The organism is Amycolatopsis heterodermiae, assembly GCF_034929455.1.
Lineage (GTDB): Bacteria > Actinomycetota > Actinomycetes > Mycobacteriales > Pseudonocardiaceae > Amycolatopsis > Amycolatopsis heterodermiae.
Genome location: NZ_JAYFSI010000004.1, coordinates 44,792 through 64,467, shown reverse-complemented (window position 1 = coordinate 64,467; position 19,676 = coordinate 44,792). Strand labels below are relative to the sequence as shown.

The window sequence follows — 19,676 nt, the reverse complement described above, 5'->3', positions numbered from 1 at the left end:
CCGTCGGAGGCATGGCTGCTCCGACTTCCGAAACCACCTCCGCAGACGTCTTCTGGGCCGACGCCGACAAGCACCTGGTGCGCTACGGCGGCGCCTTCACCCACGAAATCATCGACCACGCCGAAGGCAGCTTCGTCTTCACCGAAGACGGCCGCCGGATCCTCGACTTCACGTCCGGCCAGATGAGCGCGATCCTCGGGCACTCGCACCCCGAGATCGTCGACACCGTCCGGCGGCAGGCCGCGAAGCTCGACCACCTGTTCAGCGGCATGCTGAGCCGCCCGGTCGTCGACCTCGCGCGCCGCCTAGCCGAGACGCTCCCGGCGCCGCTGGAGAAGGCGCTGCTGCTGACCACCGGGGCCGAGTCCAACGAGGCGGCCATCCGGATGGCCAAGCTCGTCACCGGCAAGCACGAGATCGTCTCGTTCGCCCGGTCCTGGCACGGCATGACGCAGGCCGCGGCGAGCGCCACCTACAGCGCCGGCCGCAAGGGGTACGGCCCCGCCGCGCCCGGCAACTTCGCCATCCCGGCGCCCAACGCGTACCGTCCGGACTTCACCGACGCCGACGGCAACCTGGACTGGCGCCGCCAGCTCGACTTCGGGTTCGAGATGATCGACGCGCAGTCGGTCGGCAGCCTGGCCGCGTGCATCGTCGAGCCGATCCTCAGCTCCGGCGGCATCATCGAGCCGCCGCCCGGCTACTTCGCCGCCCTGCGGGAGAAGTGCCGTGAACGCGGCATGCTGCTCATCGTCGACGAGGCCCAGACCGGCCTCTGCCGCACCGGGAACTGGTACGCCTTCGAGCGCGACGGCGTCGTCCCCGACATCCTCACCCTGTCGAAGACGCTCGGCGCCGGCCTGCCCCTGGCCGCCGTCCTGACCAGCGCCGAGATCGAACAGGAGGCGCACGACCGCGGGTTCCTGTTCTTCACCACGCACGTCGCCGACCCGCTGCCCGCCGCCGTCGGCAACACCGTGCTCGACGTCCTGGCCCGCGACCACCTCGACGAGCGCGCCCTGCAGCTGGGCGGCCTGCTCCGCCACGGCCTCGAGCGCATCGCGCACCGGCACGAGGTCGTCGGCGACATCCGCGGCCGCGGCCTGCTGGCCGGCCTGGAACTGGTGGTGGACCGCGAAACCAAGCGCAGCTCGGACGAACTGGGCGCGCGCGTCACCCGCCGCTGCCTCGAACTGGGGCTGCACATGAACATCGTGCAGCTGCCCGGAATGGGCGGGGTGTTCCGGATCGCCCCGCCGCTGACGGCGTCCGAAGAGGAGATTTCCCTCGGCTTGTCCATCCTCGACGAGGCGATCGGAGACGCCGTCAAGACGCTTTGACCGGCCGGAAAAGGTTGACCAGCGTGCCGTCCGGGTCGCGCAGCAGCAACGACCGGTTGCCCCACGGCATCGTCGTGGGCTCGGTGACGAACTCCAGCCCGCTCTGCTGCAGCCGCGCGTACTCGGCGTCGACGTCGTCCACGAGGAACTCGACGATCGCGCTGTGGTTGGCGGCCGGGCGGGCCGAGCCCGGGGCGAAGATGCCGACCGTGCGCGTGCTGCCGATGGCGAGGGTGAACGACGGCGTCTCGACCTCGGCGAAGTCCGGCGTGGCCCAGGTCGCGGTCAGGCCCGTGACGTGCTCGTAGAAGCCGACGAGCCGCGCGACGTCGTCGGTGATGATGCGGAGGGAAGCGATCTTCGTGGTCATGCCGACGACGTTAGAGCCGATACCGGACAGGATCCGCCCGGTATACAAAAAAACCTCCTTGCCGGCCCGGGGAGCCGGCAAGGAGGCCTCTTTTCTCCGGCGGCGTCAGAAGCCCGCCGTCACCCTGGTGAAGTCCCAGTCGTTCTGCGCGATGCCGCTGCACGCCGACTGCACACCGCCGCCGGGACACCCGCGGTCGCGGTTGACCGACCAGAACGCCAGGCGGCCGATCTTGTTCGTCTTGGCCCAGTTGGTGATCTGGGTCCACGTCGAAAGATCGGTCAGCTCCTGCTGGTCGGACAGGCCGTTCATGCCCGAGATGCCCAGGTGGTTGTACGCCGTGGCGTCGTTCCAGCCGAACGTCGACTTCAGCTTGTCCCGCAGGCCGTTCGCCGCGCCGGTGGTGCTGGCGTACATGTTGGCGCCGCCGCCGAAGTCGAACGGCATGATCGTGTAGATGTCGATCCCGGCGCCCAGCGCCTTCGACTGGTCGATGAGCCGGTTCCCGTAGTAGTTCGGGCCGGTCGTCGAGGTGCCGAAGGTCAGGATCGTCTGGATCCCGGGGTTGTTCTGCTTCACGATCTTGAGCGCGTTCAGGATGCGGTCCTGCACGGCCTCGTTCTCGAACTCGTCGGAGTTCTCGATGTCGATGTCGATCGCCTTGAGGCCGTACGCGTTGATCACCTGCTGGTAGGCGCCGGCCAGCGCGGCCGGCGTCGAGCAGTTCGGCCCGAGCTTGTTGCCGCTCCAGCCACCGAACGACGGCACGACCTGGCCGCCCGCCGCCTTGATCTGCGAGATCGCGGTGGCGTCGGCGCTGCCCTGCAGCGGACGGCTGCTGTCCCACGCCGGGTTGCAGCCACCGGAGGCGTTGACGAACGCCATGGTGAACCACTTGACCCCGGTCGCGTTCATCACCGTCTGCGGGTTCGGCGGGCTGCCCCAGCCCATGTACAGGTACGGCGCGCCGCGCCCGCCCGGCTGGTTCGGGGGCGTGGTGGTCGGCGGAGGCGTCGTCGTAGGCGGCGGTGTGGTCGTGGTGGGAGGGGTCCCCCCGGCCGCACACGACCCGCCGTTGAGCTTGCAGTTCGACGGCGCGGCGTACGAACCCGAGTACGTCACGTTGAAGCCGAAGCTCGCGCTACCGCCGTTGCCGACGTTGCCGTTCCACGTGTTCTTGACCGTGACGTGCTGGCCGGACGCGGTGTAGCTGCCGTCCCAGAGCGACGCGATCTTCGCGCCGCTCGGCAGGTCGAACTCCACCGTCCAGATCGGCAACGTCGAGCCCGAGCCGTTGGCGATCGTGTACTTGCCCTCGTAGCCGGTGCCCCAGTCGGAGCCCTTCGCGAAGGTCGCGGACACGCCGCCCGCCGCGTTCGCCGGAGCGATCACGACCATCGCGCCGATCGTGGCGGCCGCGGCCGCCAGCCCGAGTGCGGGCAACCACCGGCGGGTCACGACAGGCCGTTCTTCATGGCGGTGATCAGCTCACCGTTGGTGGTGTCACCGGACAGCTCCCAGAAGAACGCGCCGCCGAGGCCCTGCTGCTTGGTGTAGCTCATCTTCCCGCCGATGGTCGCCGGGGTGTCGTAGCTCCACCAGTTGCTGCCGCACTTGGCGTACGCGGTGCCGGCGATCGTGCCGGTCGACGGGCAGCTGTTCTTGAGGACCTTGTAGTCCTCGATGCCCGGCTCGTAGGTGGCCGCCGCGGGGCCGGTCGCCGTGCCGCCCGGGGTCGCCTGCGTGACGCCGGTCCAGCCGCGGCCGTAGAAGCCGATGCCCAGCAGCAGTTTGCTCGACGGAACGCCCTTGCTCTTGAGCTTCTGGATCGCGGCGTCGGAGTAGAAGCCCGGCGTCGGGATGCCCGAGTACGACGTCAGCGGCGAGTGCGGGGCGGTCGGGCCCTGCGCGGCGAAGGCACCGAAGTAGTCGTACGTCATGACGTTGAACCAGTCGAGGTACGGCGCCGCACCGGCGTAGTCGGCGACGTCGAGCTTGCCACCGTTGGTGCCGTCGGCCGAGATGGCCGAGGTGACCAGGAACGACGAGCCGAACTTCGACCGGAGCGCGGAGATCAGGTTCTTGTAGGCCGCGGCCCCGCTGGCGTCACAGCTCAGGCCGCACGCGTTGGGGTACTCCCAGTCGATGTCGATGCCGTCCCAGATGTCGGCCCAGCGCGGGTCCTTCAGCAGGTTGTAGCAGGACTGCGCGAACGCGGCGGCGTTCTGCGCGGCCTGGCCGAAGCCACCGGAGTACGTCCAGCCGCCGAACGACCAGATGATCTTCAGCCCGGGGTGCAGCTTCTTCAGCTTGCGCAGCTGGTTGAAGTTGCCGGCGACCGGCTGGTCCCAGGTGTCGGCGACACCGTCGACGCTGGTCGAGGCGTCGTAGGTCTTCTGGTAGTCGGCGTACGGGTCGTCGTTGGCCGTGCACTGGCCGTTCTTGACGTTGCCGAACGCGTAGTTGATGTGGGTCAGCTTGCTGGCCGAGCCGGACGTCTCGATGTTCTTGACGTGGTAGTTGCGCCCGTAGACGCCCCACTGCACGAAGTAGCCGACGTTCTTCTGCCCACCGGGCGGGGGCGGCGTGGTCGTCGTCGGCTGCGTCGGCGTGGTGGGTGTCGTCGGGGTGGTCGTCGGCTGGGTCGGGGTCGTCGGCGTGGTGGTGGGGGTGCCACCGCCGGCGTCGCAGGAGCCGCCGTTCAACCGGCAGTTCGCCGGCGCGGAGTAGGTGCCGGAGTAGCTGACGTTGAAGCCGAAGCTGGCGGTCGAGCCGTTGCCGACGTTGCCGTTCCAGCTGTTCTTGACGGTGACGTGCTGGCCGGCCGCGGTGTAGCTGCCGTCCCAGAGGGAGGCGATCTTCGCGCCGGACGGGAGGTCGAACTCCACCGTCCAGGCGGCCAGCGTCGAGCCGGAGCCGTTGTTGATCGTGTACTTGCCCTCGTAGCCGGTGCCCCAGTCGGAGCCCTTGGTGTAGCTGGCGCTGACCCCACCGGCGGCACTCGCCGGCACGGTGATCAGGCCGACGGTGATCGCGCCGACCGCGGTGAACAGACCGAGGAGGTGCCATCTCTTTCTGGACATTCGTCTCCCTTGACGCAGGTGCTTTGTGCGACGTTCCGGGCACGGCGTTCACGAACACCACCGACGGGGACCAGTTGGTGTTTTTGTGCCGTTTGCGAAGACGGTACGTGGTCCAGACCAATTATGGAAGCACGAGTACGGAGAGTGCCGAAAGGCGGCCGAACGGCTGATTTCCGTGATCGGCGTTGCGCGTTTACTGGTCCAGTCCAGTTACGCAAAGCAGCCGATTCACGGGACGGCTACGGCCGGGTCGCGTCAGCGGTTTTCGTTCAGCCACTCGTCGGCGCCACCGATCGGGTCGCGCCCGCTGCCCGTGAGTTTCGCGGCGTGCCGGCGCAGGGCCGCCTCCACTTCGGCCTCGTTCTGCCCGATCCGGTGAGACGCGATCTCCAGGTGCTCCGCGCTCGCCTTGATCTCCCACGCGAGGTCGAGCACGAGGTCCTCGGCCAGTGACACCAGCGCGGCCCAGGCCGCGTGAGGCCCGTCCGGCGAGTCAGAGACGCCGATCTCGGCCGGCCGCATCCACTCGCGGGAGCACTCGCCACCGGAGTTGAGCGCGTCGGATGCCACGGAGAACTCGTGCCCGACGTGGGGCAGCGTTTCCGCGGCGAGGAAGTTCAGGTCACCGACGCGAGCCTGGTTCGTCAGCGTTTCAGTGCCTCCGTCGCCTTGCCGATCACCTCGTCAGGTGAGCGCCGGCGAACTGGACCTCGGTCTTGTTCGGCGGGCCGGCCGCGTCGAGCAGCGTGGCCAGCGCCGGGAGCGCGGCGACGCCGAACACGGCGGTGACGATGGCGAGACCGTCGTTGACGACGCCCCGGCCCTGGTCTTCCATCGCCTCGAGGGTGCGCCGGGCGATGGTGAGGACGTCTTCCCGGGCCTTGCGCCAGATCTCCTGCTCGGCGCACAGGGTCGCCCCGGCGAGCGCGGCGACGGCGTACTGGCCGTGGATCACGGCCGGCAGCGGGGTGCAGAAGTTCTGGTCGAACGCGAGGATCATCGCCCCGTTCATGTCGTCCCCGCCGATCTTCTTCTGCAGGAATTCGACGTCCTTGAGCACGGGGTTGCCGACGCCGCTGACCTTGTTGCCCTCGCTGGTCATCGAGATGGTCCAGGCGGCTTCGCGGGCCGACTCGAAGTGGCCGTAGACGCGCGTGCCGGCGTCGTTGCCGGACCCGTACTCGAAGCCGTCGACGAAGGAGATCCCGAACCCGAGCACCTGGCCGCCCGACGTCCGCTCCGGCTTTCCCGGCGGCGTGATCTGGAGAACTCGATCGCCCTGTCGATGATCTTCTCGACGAGCTCGTCGAGAAGGGGCCGAACGGGTTAGTGCAGAACCGATCCGGCTATTCGCCGGAAAAGAAAGAAGCCCCCCTGCAAAGCAGGAGGGCTTCTTGTACTGCTGTCTCAACCAGACGTGCGCCCGAAGGGATTCGAACCCCTGACCTTCTGATCCGTAGTCAGATGCTCTATCCAGCTGAGCTACGGGCGCGTGTTCAGTTGTAACCTAGCACCCGGCGAACCGAGTACCAGCGGAGGCTCCGGGATTTGAACCCGGGAGGGGGGGTTACCCCCAACCGCATTAGCAGTGCGGCGCCATAGACCAGACTAGGCGAAGCCTCCTGGGCCCAACGACCACTGCTCAGATAGGTTACACACCCCCCGAACCCCCTGTGTAACCACCCCCCGTCACGCCCGGCGCAGCAGTCTGAGCAGGCGTGGAGATCGTCCGCCGAGGCCTTCCGCCTCGAACGTTGCGATGCCGACCCGGGGTAGTTCGCGGACGCCGGGGTAGACCAGGTAGCGCGGGACCCAGCGCGGCTGGAACTTCGCGTTGAACTTGTAGAGCGTCTCGATCTGGATCCAGCGCGAGAAGAAGTGCAGCACCTTCGCCGCCGTCTTGGCTACCGGGCCGGCGCCGATGCGCTGGCCCTGCTCCATCAGTGCGCGGAAGGCCGCGAAGTTCAGCGACACCTGCGTGACGCCGTGGCGGGCCGCCGACAGCAGGAGTTCCGAGATCATCAGCTCGTTGACGCCGTTGTCGGCCGCGCGGTCGCGGCGCATGACGTCCAGGGACAGCCCCGCCTCGCCCCACGGGACGAACTGGAGGACGCCCCGCACGCGCCCGCCCTGCTCGGCCGTCACCAGCACCGAACCCTGGTCCCCCATGCGTCCCAGTGCCATCGAGAAACCACGCTCGGTGTCCGTGCCGCGCCAGTTCGCGGCCAGGGCCTCCAGCTCGGCCAGCTCGCCCGGGCGCAGGTCCTCGGTCCGGCGCACCAGGACCTTGTAGCCCGCGCGCTTCGTGCGGGCCGCCGCCTGGCGGACGCCGCGCATGACGCGGCCGTCGAGGGTGAAGCCGTCGACGTCGACGACGGCCTCGTCGCCGATCTCCAGGACTTCGAGGCCGAAGCGGGCCCAGACCGTCGCGCCCAGCTCCGAGACGCCCATCGCGGCCGGGACCCAGCCGTTGCGCTTGCAGACCTCCAGGTACTCCTCGATCGCGCCCGGCCAGGCTTCGTGGTCGCCGAGCGGGTCGGCCGAGCAGAGCGCGACGCCGGCGATCACGCGGTAGGTGACCGCGGCCTTGCCCGTGCGGGAGAACACCGCGAACTTGTCCCGGCGCAGCGCGAAGTACCCCAGTGAGTCACGCTCGCCGTGCTCGTCGAGCAGCTTGCGCAGGCGCTCGACCTCGTCGTCGGACAGCCTCGGCGCCGGCTCGGCCGAGCGCAGCAGGAAGTACGCCGACACCAGCACCGCCGCGATGCCAAAGAGCAGGCCGACGGCCGCCGTCAGGTCCTCCAGCCACATGCCGTGGAACACCGCCGGCCCGCTGACGCCGACCAGCGCCAGCGACGACTCCGCCATCCGGTCCGCGAAGCTCATCGGCTCCAGCACCGCGCGCGAGGCCACCGACAGCAGGATGAGGTTGATCACGAACCCGGCCAGCGCCAGCTCGGCGAAGCTCCGCACCGCGCGCCAGCGCCCGACCACCGGGTCCGGCTTCGCGATGAAGTACCTCCTGGTCGCGATCAGGCCGACCAGCAGCACGACGGACACCAGGCCGGCACCGAAGACGTGCTTGAGCCCGATGTGCGACACCGTGAGCAGCACCGTCGCGCCGACGGCCAGCTGCCACGCGCGCCGCTTGCGCCGCCGCAGCCCGGCGGCCAGCAGCACCAGCAGGACGCCGGTGACCAGCGCGACGGTCGCCGCGGCCACCGTCGCCTCCTGCGGCAGCTCCAGCCACTCCGACAGGTGCCCGCGCAGGTTCCGGCGCCCGGCCGGGACCAGGACCGCGACGAGCGTCATCAGCCCGGCCAGCCGGGTCACCCAGGTGATCACCCCCACGGAAGTGGTCCCCGCCACCCGCCAGGTGGTCTGCGCGCGAGTCCCCGTCACCACCTGTGCAACCCGTTGCAGGCGATCATGCTTCCCCCATCTACCCCCCGGCGAGCTCCACGAACGGCGTCAGCGCCGCCGGGTTGGCCAGCGCGTCACGGCTGACGGCCCGGTCGGGAGCCACACCGGCGAGGATCTTCTTCACCGGTACCTCACACTTCTTACCGTTCAAGGTACGAGGTATCTCGGAGACCACGACGAACCGATCGGGTACATGGCGCGGTGACAGGGCGCTACGGAGCTCTTTCCGCAGCGTGGGCTCGATGTCTTCGATCTTGACGCCGTCCGCGAGCACCACGAAGCAGATCAGCCGGCCGTCCTCGTTCCCGGCCGCCGAGGTGTCCACGACCAGCGAGTCCGCGACTTCGTCGTAGCCCTCGACGACCCGGTAGAACTCCGCGGTGCCCATCCGGACGCCGCCGCGGTTGAGCGTCGAGTCGCTACGGCCGTAGATCACCGCCGAGCCGCGGTTGGTGATCCGGATCCAGTCGCCGTGGCGCCACAACCCCGGGTACATCTCGAAGTACGCCTCACGCAGCCGCGAGCCGTCCGGGTCGTTCCAGAAGAACACCGGCATCGACGGCATCGGCTCAGTGATGACCAGCTCGCCGACCTGCTCGACGACGGCGTTGCCGGCCTCGTCGAACGCGGTGACCGCGGCGCCGAGCGCCGGGCAGGAGAGCTCGCCGAGCCAGACCGGGATGTCGGGCGCGGACGCCACGAAGGCCGCGCACAGGTCGGTGCCGCCCGAGACCGAGCAGATCTGCACCTTGCTGCCGACCTCGTTGACGATCCACCGGAAGCCCTCGACGCTCAGCGGCGCGCCGGTCGAGCCCACCGCGCGCAACGCCGTCAGGTCGTACCGCTCGGCGGGCTTGATGCCGGCCTTCAGGCAGCTCTGGATGAACGGCGCCGACGTGCCGAAGTACGTGACGCGGTGCTGCTCGGCCAGGTGCCAGAGCGCGTTGAGGTCCGGGTAGCCCGGGCTGCCGTCGTACAGCACGATCGTGGTGCCGACGAGCAGGCCGGAGATGAGGAAGTTCCACATCATCCAGCCGGTGGTGCTGAACCAGAAGAACCGGTCGCCGGGGCCGAGGTCGGTCTGCAGCGCGAGCGCCTTGAGGTGCTCCAGCGTGATGCCGCCGTGGCCGTGGACGATGCCCTTGGGCAGGCCGGTGGTGCCCGACGAGTAGAGCACCCACAGCGGGTGCGCGAACTCGACCGGCTCGAACGCCAGCGCGGCGCCTTCGTGCTTCGCGAGCAGCGAAGCCCAGTCGTGCGTGCCTTCCATGCGGCCGTCGCCGACGTACTCGACGAGCACGGTCGCGGCCAGCGACGGCAGCTTCTGCTGCAGGTCGGCGACGGTGGTGCGGATGTCGAACCGCCGGCCGTTGTAGGCGTAGGCGTTGACCGCGAAGAACAGCTTCGGCTCGATCTGCACGAACCGGTCCGCGACGGCGCGGACACCGAAGTCCGGCGAGCACGACGACCAGATCGCACCGATGCTCGCCGCGGCGAGGAACGCGACCAGCGTCTGCGGGCAGTTCGGCGCCAGCGCGACGACGCGGTCGCCCTTGCCGACACCCAGCTCGACGAACGCCGCCCGCGCGGCGGCGACCTGCGCGCGCAGGTCGCCGTAGGTGAGGTGGTCCGCGAAGCCGTCTTCACGGTGGAAGATCACCGCGGTCTCGTCGTCACCCTTCGCGGCGCCCGCGACGCCGGGGGTGAGCGCGTGCTCGGCGTAGTTCAGCGTGCCGCCCTCGAACCAGACGGCGTCCGGCATCCCACCCGACAGGACGTCGCGCGGCCGGTCGTGCCAGCGGACGCCGAGGAAGTCCGCGACCGCCGCCCAGAAGTCCGGGACCTGCTCGACGGAGAACCGCCAGAGCGACGTGTAGTCGTCCGCCTCGACACCGCGTTCGGCACGCAGCCACTGACGGAAGGCTTCGATCTTGGTGTCGGCAACGTGGCCCGGCTCGGGGCGCCAGAGGACTTCGGGAGCGTCGGCGGTGTACGTCACTCCCCGAGCGTAATCCGCCTAACGCAGGTGTGCGTCGAACCAGTTGAGGGTGCGCTGCCAGGCCTCCGCGGCCGCGCCGGGGTCGGCGTCGAAACGGTGGTTCGCACCCGGGTAGTGGACGACGTTGGTGGCGACCTTCGCCGACGCGGCCGCGTCACGCAGGCGCTCCACCTCCGCGCCGCCCGCTTCGTCACCGGCGTCGCCGTACATGCCGAGCCACGGGCTGGTGAGCTTCCCGGCGATCTCGACCAGCGTCGGCAGCTCCGCGGCCTGCTGGCCGCCGACGCTCACCGCGGCGCCCAGCCTCCGGTGCGAGGCGACGACCAGCGCGGCGGAACCGCCGAGGTCGAAGCCCATCACGCCGAGGAGGTCACCCTGGACGCCGCGTTCGACCAGCCAGGCGAGTGTGATGTCCGTCGCGTCGAGCAGGTCCTGCTGGGTGAGGCGCCGGCCGTCGAGGTGCGGCGTGACGGTCAGCCAGCCTTCCGTCGCGAGGCTGGCGAGCAGCAGCTTCACCCCGTCGGTGACCCCGTCCACTTCGTGCAGCACGACCAGGCCGCCGCGTAGCGCGCCTTCGGGTTCCGAAAACGTGAGGCGCAGGGCGGCGCCGTCGGTGCGCTGGTAGTCCACGGTGCTGGTCGACGTCATTGCGTTACTCAATCACCTCGAGGTGAACGGGAGGAACCCCGTCGCCCGCCCGAAGGGAGTCGCGGGACGACGACCGGAAAAGATACGGTTGCGGGGCCGTACCGCTGAACCCGAGGAGCGCCGAAGATGTCGTCCGTGTCCCCGCGTGCCGATCTCGAATCGTTGCCGAAGTACATCCCTGGCCGGACGATCGAAGGCGCGATCAAGCTGGCGAGCAACGAGGTGCCCGGCGGCCCGCTACCGAGCGTCGCGGCGGCGATCGCCGAGGCGGCGGCTCGCATCAATCGTTACCCGGACACCGGTTCGCAGGTGCTGCGGGAGCGGCTGGCGCGCGACCTGGACGTCCCGGTGGAGCGCGTCGCCATCGGCTGCGGCTCGGTTTCGCTGTGCCAGCAGACGATCCAGGCGTCCTGCGCCCCCGGTGACGAGGTGCTCTTCGGCTGGCGCTCGTTCGAGGCTTACCCCATCGTGACGCAGGTGGCGCACGCCGTGCCGGTGCTCGTCCCGATCACCGAGGGCCAGGAGCTCGACCTCGACGCGATGCTGGCGGCGATCACCGACCGCACGCGCGTCGTCTTCGTGTGCAACCCGAACAACCCCACCGGCACCGCGGTGCGGCGCGCCGAGCTGGAGCGGTTCCTGGACGCCGTCCCCGAGCGGGTGCTCGTCGTGCTCGACGAGGCGTACAAGGAGTTCGTCACCGACCCCGACGTGCCCGACGGTGTCGAGTTCACCCGCAGCCGCACGAACGTCATGGTGCTTCGCACGTTCTCGAAGGCGTACGGCCTCGCGGGCCTCCGGGTCGGTTACGCCGTGGCGCCGGAGGCGATCGCGGACGCGCTCCGGCAGGTGCACGTCGCGTTCTCGGTGAACATGCTGGCCCAGGTGGCGGCACTGGCGTCGCTCGACGCCGCGGACGAGCTGCTCGCGCGCTGCCAGGACATCGTCGCCGAGCGCGGCCGGGTGCGGGACGCCCTGATCGCCGCCGGGTACCAGGTGCCGGAGACGCAGGCCAACTTCGTCTGGCTGCCGCTGGGTGACCAGGCCATGCCGTTCGCCGAGCACGCGCTGGACCGCAAGCTGGTGGTGCGCCCCTTCGCCGGCGACGGCGTGCGCGTGACCATCGGGACGCCCGAGGAGAACGACCAGTTCCTGGCGGCGGCGCGCGAGTTCAGCCGCTGAACTGCTTGACGACCAGCTGGATCACGGCCGCCGTGCCGACCACGACGATCACGCCGCGCAACACCATCGGCGGCAGCTTGCGCCCGATCTTCGCGCCGAGGAAGCCGCCGGCGGTGGAGCCGATCGCCAGCCAGAGCACGACGGGCCAGCTGATCGGCGCGACGAACGCGTAGATCAGCCCGGCGACGACGTTGACCACGGCGGCCAGGACGTTCTTCACGCCGTTGAGCTTCTGCAGCGGTTCCGACAGCAGCATCCCCATGACGGCCATCAGCATCACGCCCTGCGCAGCGGTGAAGTACCCGCCGTAGATGCCGATGAGGAAGATGAAGAACATCAGCAGCGGGCCGGCTTGGTGCTCTTCGCCGTTCTCTTCGCGGCGCTTCGCGACCCACTTCGAGACGCGCGGCTGCACGATCACGAGGATCACGGCCAGCCCGACGAGAATCGGGACCACGGCCTCGAAGGCGTCCTTCGGCAGCGACAGCAGCAGGATCGTGCCGCCGATCGCGCCGAGGAACGACGCGACGGCGAACTTCGCCGTCTGCCGCCAGTAGCCCTTGAGCTCGTGCCGGTAACCCCAGGCGCCGCTGAGCGTGCCGGGGGCGAGCCCGATCGCGTTGGAGGTCGTCGCCGTCACCGGCGGGTACCCCAGCGCGACCAGCACCGGGAACGTCACCAGCGTCCCCGACCCGACCACGGCGTTGATGGTCCCGGCCCAGATCCCGGCGACCAGGACGATCGCCGCGTGCCACCACGTCATGAAGCACTCACGTGCGGAGCCTAAGCACCGTGGCCGCGTCCCGCGACGCAGATGTGTCTGGTCAGACACCCACCGCGGGTCAGGACGGCGCGAAGACGCAGAACTCGTTGCCTTCCGGGTCGGCGAGGACGTCCCACCGGATGTCTTCGTCCTGCGCCCTGACCAGGGTCGCGCCCAGGGCGAGCAGCTCCGCGCGGTCGCCCACGACGTCCAGGTGCATGCGGTTCTTCAGCGTCTTCACCTCGGCCACCGGGTTGAGCCAGAGCAACGGGCCCTTGCCGTCGGGGTCGACGATCGGGATCGGGTCGCCCGGTGGGCGCTCGGCCGAAGACTCGTGGCGGACGTAGCCGATGGCCTGGCACCACCAGTCCGCCAGGGCCTGGTGGTCGTTCGCGTCGAGCGCGAGGTCCTTGAACCGTGCCGTCATGCCGCGATCATGGCAGTCACCCCCGACAGTTCCGGGCGTGCGGCAGGATGGGGCCGTGGGTGAGGACACCGAGCAGGTCTGGAGCGCGACCGTCGACCACCTGCGCGCGATGATCGACTCCGGCGAGCTGGCGCCGGGTTCGCGGCTGCCCGCCGAGCGCGTCCTGTGCGAGGAGTTGGGCATCAGCCGCGGGTCGCTGCGGCAGGCGCTGCGGGTGCTCGACTCCATCGGGTACGTCCAGATCCGTGCCGGCTCCGGCACCTACGTCGCCGAGCAGCGGGAGCAGCCGCTGAGCACCTGGTTCACCGAGCACGACCAGCTCGTCGAGAAGCTGTTCGACCTGCGCGCGACCGTCGAGCCGACGCTGGCCGACCGGCTCGCCCGCCACGCGACGGCGAAGGTCGTCAGCCGCCTCGAGGACAACGTCGCGGAGATGGCGCAGGCCGCCGAGGACGGCGACATGCTGCGCGTCATCGCCACCGACGCCGAGTTCCACCGGGTGATCGCGCAGAACGCGGGCAACGACGACGTCGCCGGGCTGCTGCGGTCGGTCCTCGCGCTGGTCGGCGAAGAGCGGCGGGCCGCGCTGCGGCTGCCGGGGCAGATCCGCAAGGCCGTCGACGACCACCGCGCGATCCTCGACGCGATCCGCCGCTCGGACCCGGCCGAGGCCCGTGAGCGCACCCTCAAGCACCTCGTGGACGCTAAGACGTACGCCCACGACTTCGCCGCCCACCCGGAGGAGTGAGATGGAGAAGGATGCGGCCGGTCACGCGGTTGCAGCTGCGGATGCGAAGTACCGCTTCTAACGCGACTCGAGCACCCGCGCGACGAACTTGTGCACCTTCTCCTCGAGCCGCGCGATGCGCTCCTCCAGCGTCAGGGTCTCGAACGGCTGGGGCACGTCGGACTTCAGCTCACCGCGCACGTACTGGCAGCACCCGAGGTTGCCGCAGGCGTAGGTGCCCAGCGTGTTGCCCTCGCGGCCGAGCTTCCCGGCGCGCTTGCCGGAGAACAGCGTGACGTCGGCCAGGCCGTGGGTCGTGGTGCAGAAGCCGCAGGTGTTGCTGCGCAGCCGCGACTTCGGCGACGGCGCGGCCCGCAACGCGAGACCGACGACTTCGCCGTCGTAGGGCAGTACGAGGTAAGCCCGCGCGGGCGCCTTGGGGTCGCGCCAGCCGAGGAACTCCCGCCGGTCCCACGGGATCTCGTCGGGCCGGGCGGGCAGCGTCACGCCCTTGGCCTCGCCGCGGGTGCAGTTGACGAACGAGGCCCGGATCTCCTCCTGGCCGAGTGGCTCCATGAGCGGCACCGTAACCGGCGGCGCGGCGCTGCGGCCACGCGTTTTCCGGCCGCACCCCATACGATCGACGCCGTGCGCAAGAGCGGCGGGAGGTTCCGGATCGTCCTGCGCACCAGCCTGGGCTTCGCCGGGCTCGGGCTCGGCTCCAGTGTCGCCGGGTCGGGTGTCGTCGCGCTGCTTCTGCTGCTGCAGGGCCTGCCCAACGACGTCGGGGACCGCGGCTGGATCCTCGGGCTCACCGCGGCCGGGATCGTCGCCGTCTCGCTGCTCGTCGGGACGCTGTGGACGGCCTGGCTGCAGCGGCGGACCGCGATCTGGTTCGTGCTCGGGCGCCCGCCCAGCGAAAGCGAGGCCCGGCGCGCGCTGCGGCTGCCGGTCGACATGGCCGTCGTCAGCGGGACGCTCTGGCTGGTCGGGACCACCGTCCTGGGCGTGCTGGCCGGCGTCCTCGGCTCGGCGGCGGACGCCGCCGCGATGGCCACGACCATCGGGCTCGGCGGCCTGACCACCGTCGGGCTCACCTACCTGGCCGCCGAGTGGGTCGCGCGGCCGGTGATGACGATCGCGCTCGACGTCGTGCCGCCGCGTGGCTCGCTGCCGGTGACCGTGCTGACCCGGCTGATCGTGACGTGGGCGCTGACCTGCGGCGTTCCCCTGGTCGGCGTGCTGCTCGTCGCGACGCCGCCGGACCTCGGCTCGGGTGACCACACCGCCAGCCTGATCATGCTGTCGGTGATCGGCCTGGTCGTCGGCGCGCTCGGCACGGGCCTGCTGGCCAGGGCGGTCGCGGCGCCGCTGCACCGGCTGCGCGTCGCGCTCGACAAGATCGCGCGCGGCGACAACGAGGTCGTCGTCGACGTCGACGACTCCAGCGAGATCGGGCTGCTCCAGACGTCGGTGAACCAGCTCGCCGCCGGGCTGCGGGAGCAGGCGCGGATGCGGGACCTGTTCGGCAGGCACGTCGGCGCCGAGGTCGCCCGGCACGCGCTGGAGTACGGCGCGTCCCTGTCCGGCGACGTCCGCGAGGTGACGGCGTTGTTCGTCGACGTCGTCGACTCGACCGCGCTCGCCTACCGGACGCCGCCGCAGGAGCTGGTCGGGAAGCTGAACCGGCTGTTCGCCGTCGTCGTCACCGCGGTGAACGCGCGCGGCGGGCTGGTCAACAAGTTCCAGGGGGACGCCGCGCTGTGCATCTTCGGCGCCCCGACCCGACTCTCGGACGCCCCGACCGCCGCGCTGGCCGCGGCCCGCGCGATCCGGGACGCCGTGCGCGAGACCGGCGAGCTCGACCTCGGCATCGGCGTCTCCAGCGGCCCGGTGTTCGCCGGGCAGCTCGGCAGCAGCAGCCGCCTCGAGTACACCGTGATCGGGGACGCCGTGAACGAGGCCGCGCGGCTCACCGAGCTGGCCAAGGCGACGCCGTCACGGATCCTCGCGAGCGACGCCGCCGTCTCCGGCGCGCTGCAGGGCGAGCGCGCGTTCTGGGTCAAGCACGGCGAGCTAGAGCTGCGCGGACGCCAGGAGGCGACGCCGACCTGGACAGCCGACCCGGAACCTCAGGACAGCTGACCCAGATCCGGCCAGCGCAGCACCGTCGAGCCCCAGGTCAGGCCCGCGCCGAACGCGCTGAGCAGGACGCGGTTGCCGGGTGCGAGCGTGCCGTCGCGCCGGGCGTCGTCCAGCGCGAGCGGGATGGACGCGGCGCTGGTGTTGCCGACGCGGTCGATGTTGGCGACCACGGCGTCGGCCGGCATGCCGAGCTGCTTCGCCGTCGCCTGCAGGATCCGGATGTTCGCCTGGTGCCCGACGAAGCGGTCGACGTCGCCGACCATCCAGCCCGCGCGCTCCAGGACCGTCCGCGACGACTCGGCCATCCGCGCGCAGGCGTGCCGGAACACCGCGGTGCCCTGCATCGCGAGGAAGCGGTCACCCGGGTCTTCGGAGAGACGGCGACGCGAGCCGCCCGCCTCGACCCACAGCAGGTCGGCGTGCTCACCCTCGCTGTGCAGGTCGAACGGCCCGAGCGCGCCGGGTTCGTCGGGGTCGCCCGCCCGCAGGACCACCGCGCCCGCGCCGTCGCCGAAGATCGGGACGGTGGTGCGGTCGTCCGGGTCGATGAGCGTGGTGAAGGTGTCGGCGCCGATCACGAGCACCCGCTGGGCGAGCCCGCCCGCGATGAAGCCCGCCGCGGTGGCCAGCGCGTAGACGAACCCGCTGCACACGGCGTTGACGTCGAACGCCGCGGCCGTGCCGAGCCCGAGCCGGGCGGCGACCTGCGGCGCACTGGCCGGGCAGGGCTGGTCGGGCGTGGAGGTGGCGAGGACGACCATGTCGGCCGTGCCGTCCGTGGAGGCCAGCGCCTTGCGGCCCGCGCCGACGGCGAGGTCCACAGTGGACTCACCGGGACCGGCGACACGACGCTCACGGATGCCCGTGCGGGTGCGGATCCACTCGTCCGAGGTGTCGAGCCGGGCGGCGATCTCGTGGTTGTCCAGGACTTTTGTCGGCAACCACGAACCGATTCCGGTCAACACGGCGGCAGGTGCGGGCACGGGAGAGCCTCCCCACGCCGGCGGGTTGGCGGAGCGTCCGGCTGGTCTCTCCACTTGTATGGGCTACCCCCTGGTAGACCGGTCAGTTGTGTTCCAGGTCACTGAAAAAGTTGTTTCATCTTCCCGGCGTCCGGAGTAGTGAGCGCCGTCACGAGCGAGTGAGCCGTCCGTTAACCCGCGGCGAATCGTCGGTGGTCCCGGTTAGCCTGCTGAGGTGCAGACTCCCGACCTCGACCAGCTGGACATCGCCATCCTCGCCTGCCTGCAGGCGGACGCCCGCACCATCGCCGAGACGATCGGCGCAAAGGTCGGCCTCTCGGCCGCGGCGGTGCAGCGGCGGATCAAGCGGCTGCGTGAGGCGGGCGTCATCGAGCGCGAGGTGGCGGTGCTGTCGCCGCAGGCGCTCGGGCTGAGCATGACGTTCGTCGTCATGGTCGAGATGGAACGGGAGAACCTCGCGGTCCTGGACGCGTTCCGCCGCCAGGTCCTCGGCGACGACTGCGTCCAGCAGTGCTACTACGTCACGGGCAGCGCCGACTTCGTGCTGATCGTGACGTGCCCGGACATGGCCGGCTTCGAGACGTTCACCCGGCGGATGTTCTTCGACAACCCGAACGTCCGGCACTTCACCACGAGCGTCGCGATGGACCGGGTGAAGGTGGGCCTCAACCTGCCGCTGGGCCCGTAGGCGGGGGCCGCGGGCCGATATCCTGGAGCGCTGTCCACCTGGGGGAAGCATGCTTCGGAACCGTCGGATCTTCCTGATCGCGACCCTGATCGACGCGCTCGGCAGCGGGCTCTGGGGTCCGTTCGCCCTGCTCTTCCTCGTGCACGCCCAGGGCCTCACCCTGCTCGACGCGGGTACGTCGCTCAGCACCGGCGCCCTGCTCGCGCTGGTCGCCGGGCCGGCCGCCGGCGCCGCCATGGACCGGTTCGGCCCGCGCGCCCTGCTCGTCACCGGCAACGTGGTGCGCATCGGCGCCTTCTGCGCCTACCCCCTGGTGCACAGCAGCTGGCAGGTGATCGTCGTGACGGTCGTCGCCGGGGTCGGCGACCGGCTCTTCTGGACGTGCAACGCGCCGATGACCGCCCGGCTCACCGAGGGCCGGGACACCGACCGCGTGCTCGCCACCCAGACCGCCGGGCGGTTCGCCGGCGCGGGGATCGGCGCCGGCGCGATCGCCGTGCTGCCCGCGATCACCAGCCCGTGGACCTTCCACCTGCTCGCCTACGTGAACGCGGCCAGTTTCGCCGTCGCGGCCCTGCTGATCCGGCTGTTGCCACGGGCCGAAGCGCCCGCGGTCCGGCCGCCGGGCAGCTGGCGCGCGGTGCTCGGCGACCGGCCGTTCACCGGCTTCTGCTTCACCCACATGGCTTTCACGCTCGCCAGCGCGAGCAAGTTCGCGGTGCTGCCGATCGTCGTCCACGACCTGCTGCACGGTCCACAGTGGATCGCCGGGACGGCCATCACGCTCGGCACGGTGGCCGTCGTGACGGGGCAGCGCCCGATCGTCGCGCTGCTCGCCGGCCGCAGCCGGACGGCCGGGCTGATCGGGGCCGCGACGATCTTCGCGGCCTGCTTCGGGCTGCTGATCCCGCTGCAGGCGGTTTCCCTGCCCGTGGCGACCGGCTTGATCCTCTTCACGAGCCTCGGCTTCTCGATCGCGGAGGCGATGTTCGGCCCGACCGCCACCGCGGCGGCGGCCGCGGCGGCCCCACCGGGCGCCGAGGGACGCGCGAGTTCGATCTTCCAGCTCTCCTGGGGCCTGCCGGTGGCGCTCGCGCCGGGCCTGCTCGCCGCCCTGCTCAGCGTCGGTAACGCCCTGACGTGGTCGGTACTGGCCCTGACCTGCGCGGCAGCCGTCCCGGCGCTGCTCGTCCTGCGCCGGAAACTGCCGGAAGCGCTGCGCGAACCGTCACCATCAGTCGCGGCCTGAACGCAAGGGGTATGTGCCCGGCGTTACACCACAATGGACGGATGCAACCGATCAAGTGAACGTGAGAGTTTCTCCGTCATGACCGTAGGCCCTGGTCATCTCCTCCTCGAACAGTTCGCGCCGCGCGAACCACCGCGAGACTCCAGGAGGGGCCGTGCACACCGAAGCCATTCACCAGAGCCAGTTCGTGGTGCTGAACGAGAGCACCACGCCCGTCCTGTCCCGCCTCTCCTACCACGCGGAAGAGCCGTTCGCGGCCACCGTGGCGTTCCGGACCGAGCGGGGCCGGTGGATCGAGTGGACGTTCGCCCGTGACCTCCTCGTCGAGGGCCTGGACGAGCCGGCCGGCCTCGGCGACGTCCGCGTCCGCCCGGACCTGTCCGAGGACGACGACTTCCTGACCCTCGAAATCGAGTCACCGGACGGCTATGCGTCGTTCGAGCTGGAGCGTGAAGACATCCGGACGTTCCTCGAGGCGTCCTACGAGCTGGTGCCGCTCGGCGAAGAGAGCGCGCACTTCGACGTCGACGGGCTGATCGAGGAGATCAGCAACGTCTGACCCGCAAACCTCCCATTCCCGCGGCGAGGAACGAAGGGCGGGTTTCGGCAGCGCTGGAGGCTGCCGAAACCCGCCCTTTCGCTGTTACCG

19 protein-coding genes and 2 tRNA genes are annotated in these 19,676 nt (G+C 70.4%); 7 read left to right on the top strand and 14 right to left on the bottom strand.

What is annotated here, in order from left to right; translation table 11 throughout:
- Positions 1 to 11: 11 nt before the first annotated feature.
- Complete coding sequence (locus VA596_RS19145; protein WP_323329018.1) at positions 12 to 1,340, top strand: aspartate aminotransferase family protein; 1,329 nt, start codon at positions 12 to 14, stop codon at positions 1,338 to 1,340.
- Here the strand turns inward: VA596_RS19145 and VA596_RS19140 are convergent.
- From VA596_RS19140 to VA596_RS19095, 10 genes are all read right to left on the bottom strand, one after another.
- Positions 1,327 to 1,710, bottom strand: coding sequence for a VOC family protein (locus VA596_RS19140; RefSeq protein ID WP_323329016.1), 384 nt, complete (start codon positions 1,708 to 1,710; stop codon positions 1,327 to 1,329). The genes VA596_RS19145 and VA596_RS19140 overlap by 14 nt on opposite strands.
- A gap of 105 nt (positions 1,711 to 1,815) precedes the next feature.
- Positions 1,816 to 3,168, bottom strand: coding sequence for a cellulose binding domain-containing protein (locus tag VA596_RS19135; protein WP_323329014.1), 1,353 nt, complete (start codon positions 3,166 to 3,168; stop codon positions 1,816 to 1,818).
- Positions 3,165 to 4,793, bottom strand: a complete 1,629-nt coding sequence (locus VA596_RS19130) for a glycosyl hydrolase family 18 protein (RefSeq protein WP_323329012.1) — start codon at positions 4,791 to 4,793, stop codon at positions 3,165 to 3,167. The genes VA596_RS19135 and VA596_RS19130 overlap by 4 nt, the downstream gene beginning before the upstream one ends.
- A gap of 255 nt (positions 4,794 to 5,048) precedes the next feature.
- Positions 5,049 to 5,363, bottom strand: a complete 315-nt coding sequence (locus VA596_RS19125) for a hypothetical protein (RefSeq protein ID WP_323329010.1) — start codon at positions 5,361 to 5,363, stop codon at positions 5,049 to 5,051.
- A 106-nt stretch (positions 5,364 to 5,469) separates the two neighbouring features.
- Complete coding sequence (locus tag VA596_RS19120; RefSeq protein WP_323329008.1) at positions 5,470 to 6,012, bottom strand: hypothetical protein; 543 nt, start codon at positions 6,010 to 6,012, stop codon at positions 5,470 to 5,472.
- 199 nt (positions 6,013 to 6,211) lie between these two features.
- Positions 6,212 to 6,285: transfer RNA gene (locus VA596_RS19115), tRNA-Arg, on the bottom strand.
- Between the two features lie 41 nt (positions 6,286 to 6,326).
- Positions 6,327 to 6,416: transfer RNA gene (locus VA596_RS19110), tRNA-Ser, on the bottom strand.
- Positions 6,417 to 6,482: 66 nt separating this feature from the next.
- On the bottom strand, positions 6,483 to 8,198 hold the full coding sequence (locus VA596_RS19105; RefSeq protein WP_323329006.1) for a phosphatidylglycerol lysyltransferase domain-containing protein: 1,716 nt from the start codon (positions 8,196 to 8,198) through the stop codon (positions 6,483 to 6,485).
- A gap of 37 nt (positions 8,199 to 8,235) precedes the next feature.
- Complete coding sequence (locus tag VA596_RS19100; protein WP_323329004.1) at positions 8,236 to 10,215, bottom strand: acetoacetate--CoA ligase; 1,980 nt, start codon at positions 10,213 to 10,215, stop codon at positions 8,236 to 8,238.
- A gap of 18 nt (positions 10,216 to 10,233) precedes the next feature.
- Entirely contained in the window at positions 10,234 to 10,863 is a 630-nt protein-coding gene (locus VA596_RS19095; RefSeq protein WP_323329002.1) for a dienelactone hydrolase family protein, read from the bottom strand.
- Positions 10,864 to 10,989: 126 nt separating this feature from the next.
- On the opposite strand from VA596_RS19095, the gene hisC reads away from it, so the two are divergent.
- On the top strand, positions 10,990 to 12,045 hold the full coding sequence (gene hisC, locus VA596_RS19090; protein WP_323329000.1) for a histidinol-phosphate transaminase: 1,056 nt from the start codon (positions 10,990 to 10,992) through the stop codon (positions 12,043 to 12,045).
- Here hisC and VA596_RS19085 read toward each other — a convergent pair.
- Both VA596_RS19085 and VA596_RS19080 read right to left on the bottom strand, forming a co-directional pair.
- The gene (locus tag VA596_RS19085) at positions 12,035 to 12,808 is read right to left on the bottom strand and encodes a sulfite exporter TauE/SafE family protein (RefSeq protein ID WP_323328998.1); all 774 of its coding nucleotides are present in this window, start codon (positions 12,806 to 12,808) and stop codon (positions 12,035 to 12,037) included. The genes hisC and VA596_RS19085 overlap by 11 nt on opposite strands.
- A 79-nt stretch (positions 12,809 to 12,887) precedes the next feature.
- On the bottom strand, positions 12,888 to 13,235 hold the full coding sequence (locus tag VA596_RS19080) for a VOC family protein (RefSeq protein WP_323328996.1): 348 nt from the start codon (positions 13,233 to 13,235) through the stop codon (positions 12,888 to 12,890).
- Between the two features lie 55 nt (positions 13,236 to 13,290).
- On the opposite strand from VA596_RS19080, the gene VA596_RS19075 reads away from it, so the two are divergent.
- Positions 13,291 to 13,983, top strand: a complete 693-nt coding sequence (locus VA596_RS19075; RefSeq protein ID WP_323328994.1) for a FadR/GntR family transcriptional regulator — start codon at positions 13,291 to 13,293, stop codon at positions 13,981 to 13,983.
- Between the two features lie 57 nt (positions 13,984 to 14,040).
- On the opposite strand, the gene VA596_RS19070 is transcribed toward VA596_RS19075, so the two are convergent.
- Positions 14,041 to 14,538, bottom strand: coding sequence for an FBP domain-containing protein (locus VA596_RS19070; protein WP_323328992.1), 498 nt, complete (start codon positions 14,536 to 14,538; stop codon positions 14,041 to 14,043).
- Between the two features lie 72 nt (positions 14,539 to 14,610).
- On the opposite strand from VA596_RS19070, the gene VA596_RS19065 reads away from it, so the two are divergent.
- Complete coding sequence (locus VA596_RS19065; RefSeq protein WP_323328991.1) at positions 14,611 to 16,107, top strand: adenylate/guanylate cyclase domain-containing protein; 1,497 nt, start codon at positions 14,611 to 14,613, stop codon at positions 16,105 to 16,107.
- On the opposite strand, the gene VA596_RS19060 is transcribed toward VA596_RS19065, so the two are convergent.
- The gene (locus tag VA596_RS19060) at positions 16,095 to 17,090 is read right to left on the bottom strand and encodes a beta-ketoacyl-ACP synthase III (protein ID WP_323328989.1); all 996 of its coding nucleotides are present in this window, start codon (positions 17,088 to 17,090) and stop codon (positions 16,095 to 16,097) included. The genes VA596_RS19065 and VA596_RS19060 overlap by 13 nt on opposite strands.
- A 214-nt stretch (positions 17,091 to 17,304) precedes the next feature.
- Here VA596_RS19060 and VA596_RS19055 point away from each other — a divergent pair, with 214 nt between their 5' ends.
- The 3 genes from VA596_RS19055 to VA596_RS19045 all read left to right on the top strand — a co-directional run bounded on the left by VA596_RS19055 (position 17,305) and on the right by VA596_RS19045 (position 19,586).
- On the top strand, positions 17,305 to 17,778 hold the full coding sequence (locus tag VA596_RS19055) for an Lrp/AsnC family transcriptional regulator (protein ID WP_323328988.1): 474 nt from the start codon (positions 17,305 to 17,307) through the stop codon (positions 17,776 to 17,778).
- Positions 17,779 to 17,827: 49 nt separating this feature from the next.
- Positions 17,828 to 19,027: an MFS transporter gene (locus VA596_RS19050; RefSeq protein ID WP_323328985.1), complete on the top strand. Its 1,200-nt coding sequence runs from the start codon at positions 17,828 to 17,830 to the stop codon at positions 19,025 to 19,027.
- A 154-nt stretch (positions 19,028 to 19,181) separates the two neighbouring features.
- Positions 19,182 to 19,586, top strand: a complete 405-nt coding sequence (locus tag VA596_RS19045) for an SsgA family sporulation/cell division regulator (RefSeq protein WP_323328983.1) — start codon at positions 19,182 to 19,184, stop codon at positions 19,584 to 19,586.
- Positions 19,587 to 19,676: the final 90 nt, after the last annotated feature.

Coding starts and splice junctions, on each gene's coding strand:
- VA596_RS19080 (WP_323328996.1), bottom strand. CDS start 13,235: ATGACGGCACGGTTCAAGGACCTCGCGCTCGACGCGAACGACCACCAG.
- VA596_RS19140 (WP_323329016.1), bottom strand. CDS start 1,710: ATGACCACGAAGATCGCTTCCCTCCGCATCATCACCGACGACGTCGCG.
- VA596_RS19095 (WP_323329002.1), bottom strand. CDS start 10,863: ATGACGTCGACCAGCACCGTGGACTACCAGCGCACCGACGGCGCCGCC.
- VA596_RS19145 (WP_323329018.1), top strand. CDS start 12: ATGGCTGCTCCGACTTCCGAAACCACCTCCGCAGACGTCTTCTGGGCC.
- VA596_RS19130 (WP_323329012.1), bottom strand. CDS start 4,793: ATGTCCAGAAAGAGATGGCACCTCCTCGGTCTGTTCACCGCGGTCGGC.
- VA596_RS19085 (WP_323328998.1), bottom strand. CDS start 12,808: ATGACGTGGTGGCACGCGGCGATCGTCCTGGTCGCCGGGATCTGGGCC.
- VA596_RS19050 (WP_323328985.1), top strand. CDS start 17,828: ATGCTTCGGAACCGTCGGATCTTCCTGATCGCGACCCTGATCGACGCG.
- hisC (WP_323329000.1), top strand. CDS start 10,990: ATGTCGTCCGTGTCCCCGCGTGCCGATCTCGAATCGTTGCCGAAGTAC.
- VA596_RS19070 (WP_323328992.1), bottom strand. CDS start 14,538: ATGGAGCCACTCGGCCAGGAGGAGATCCGGGCCTCGTTCGTCAACTGC.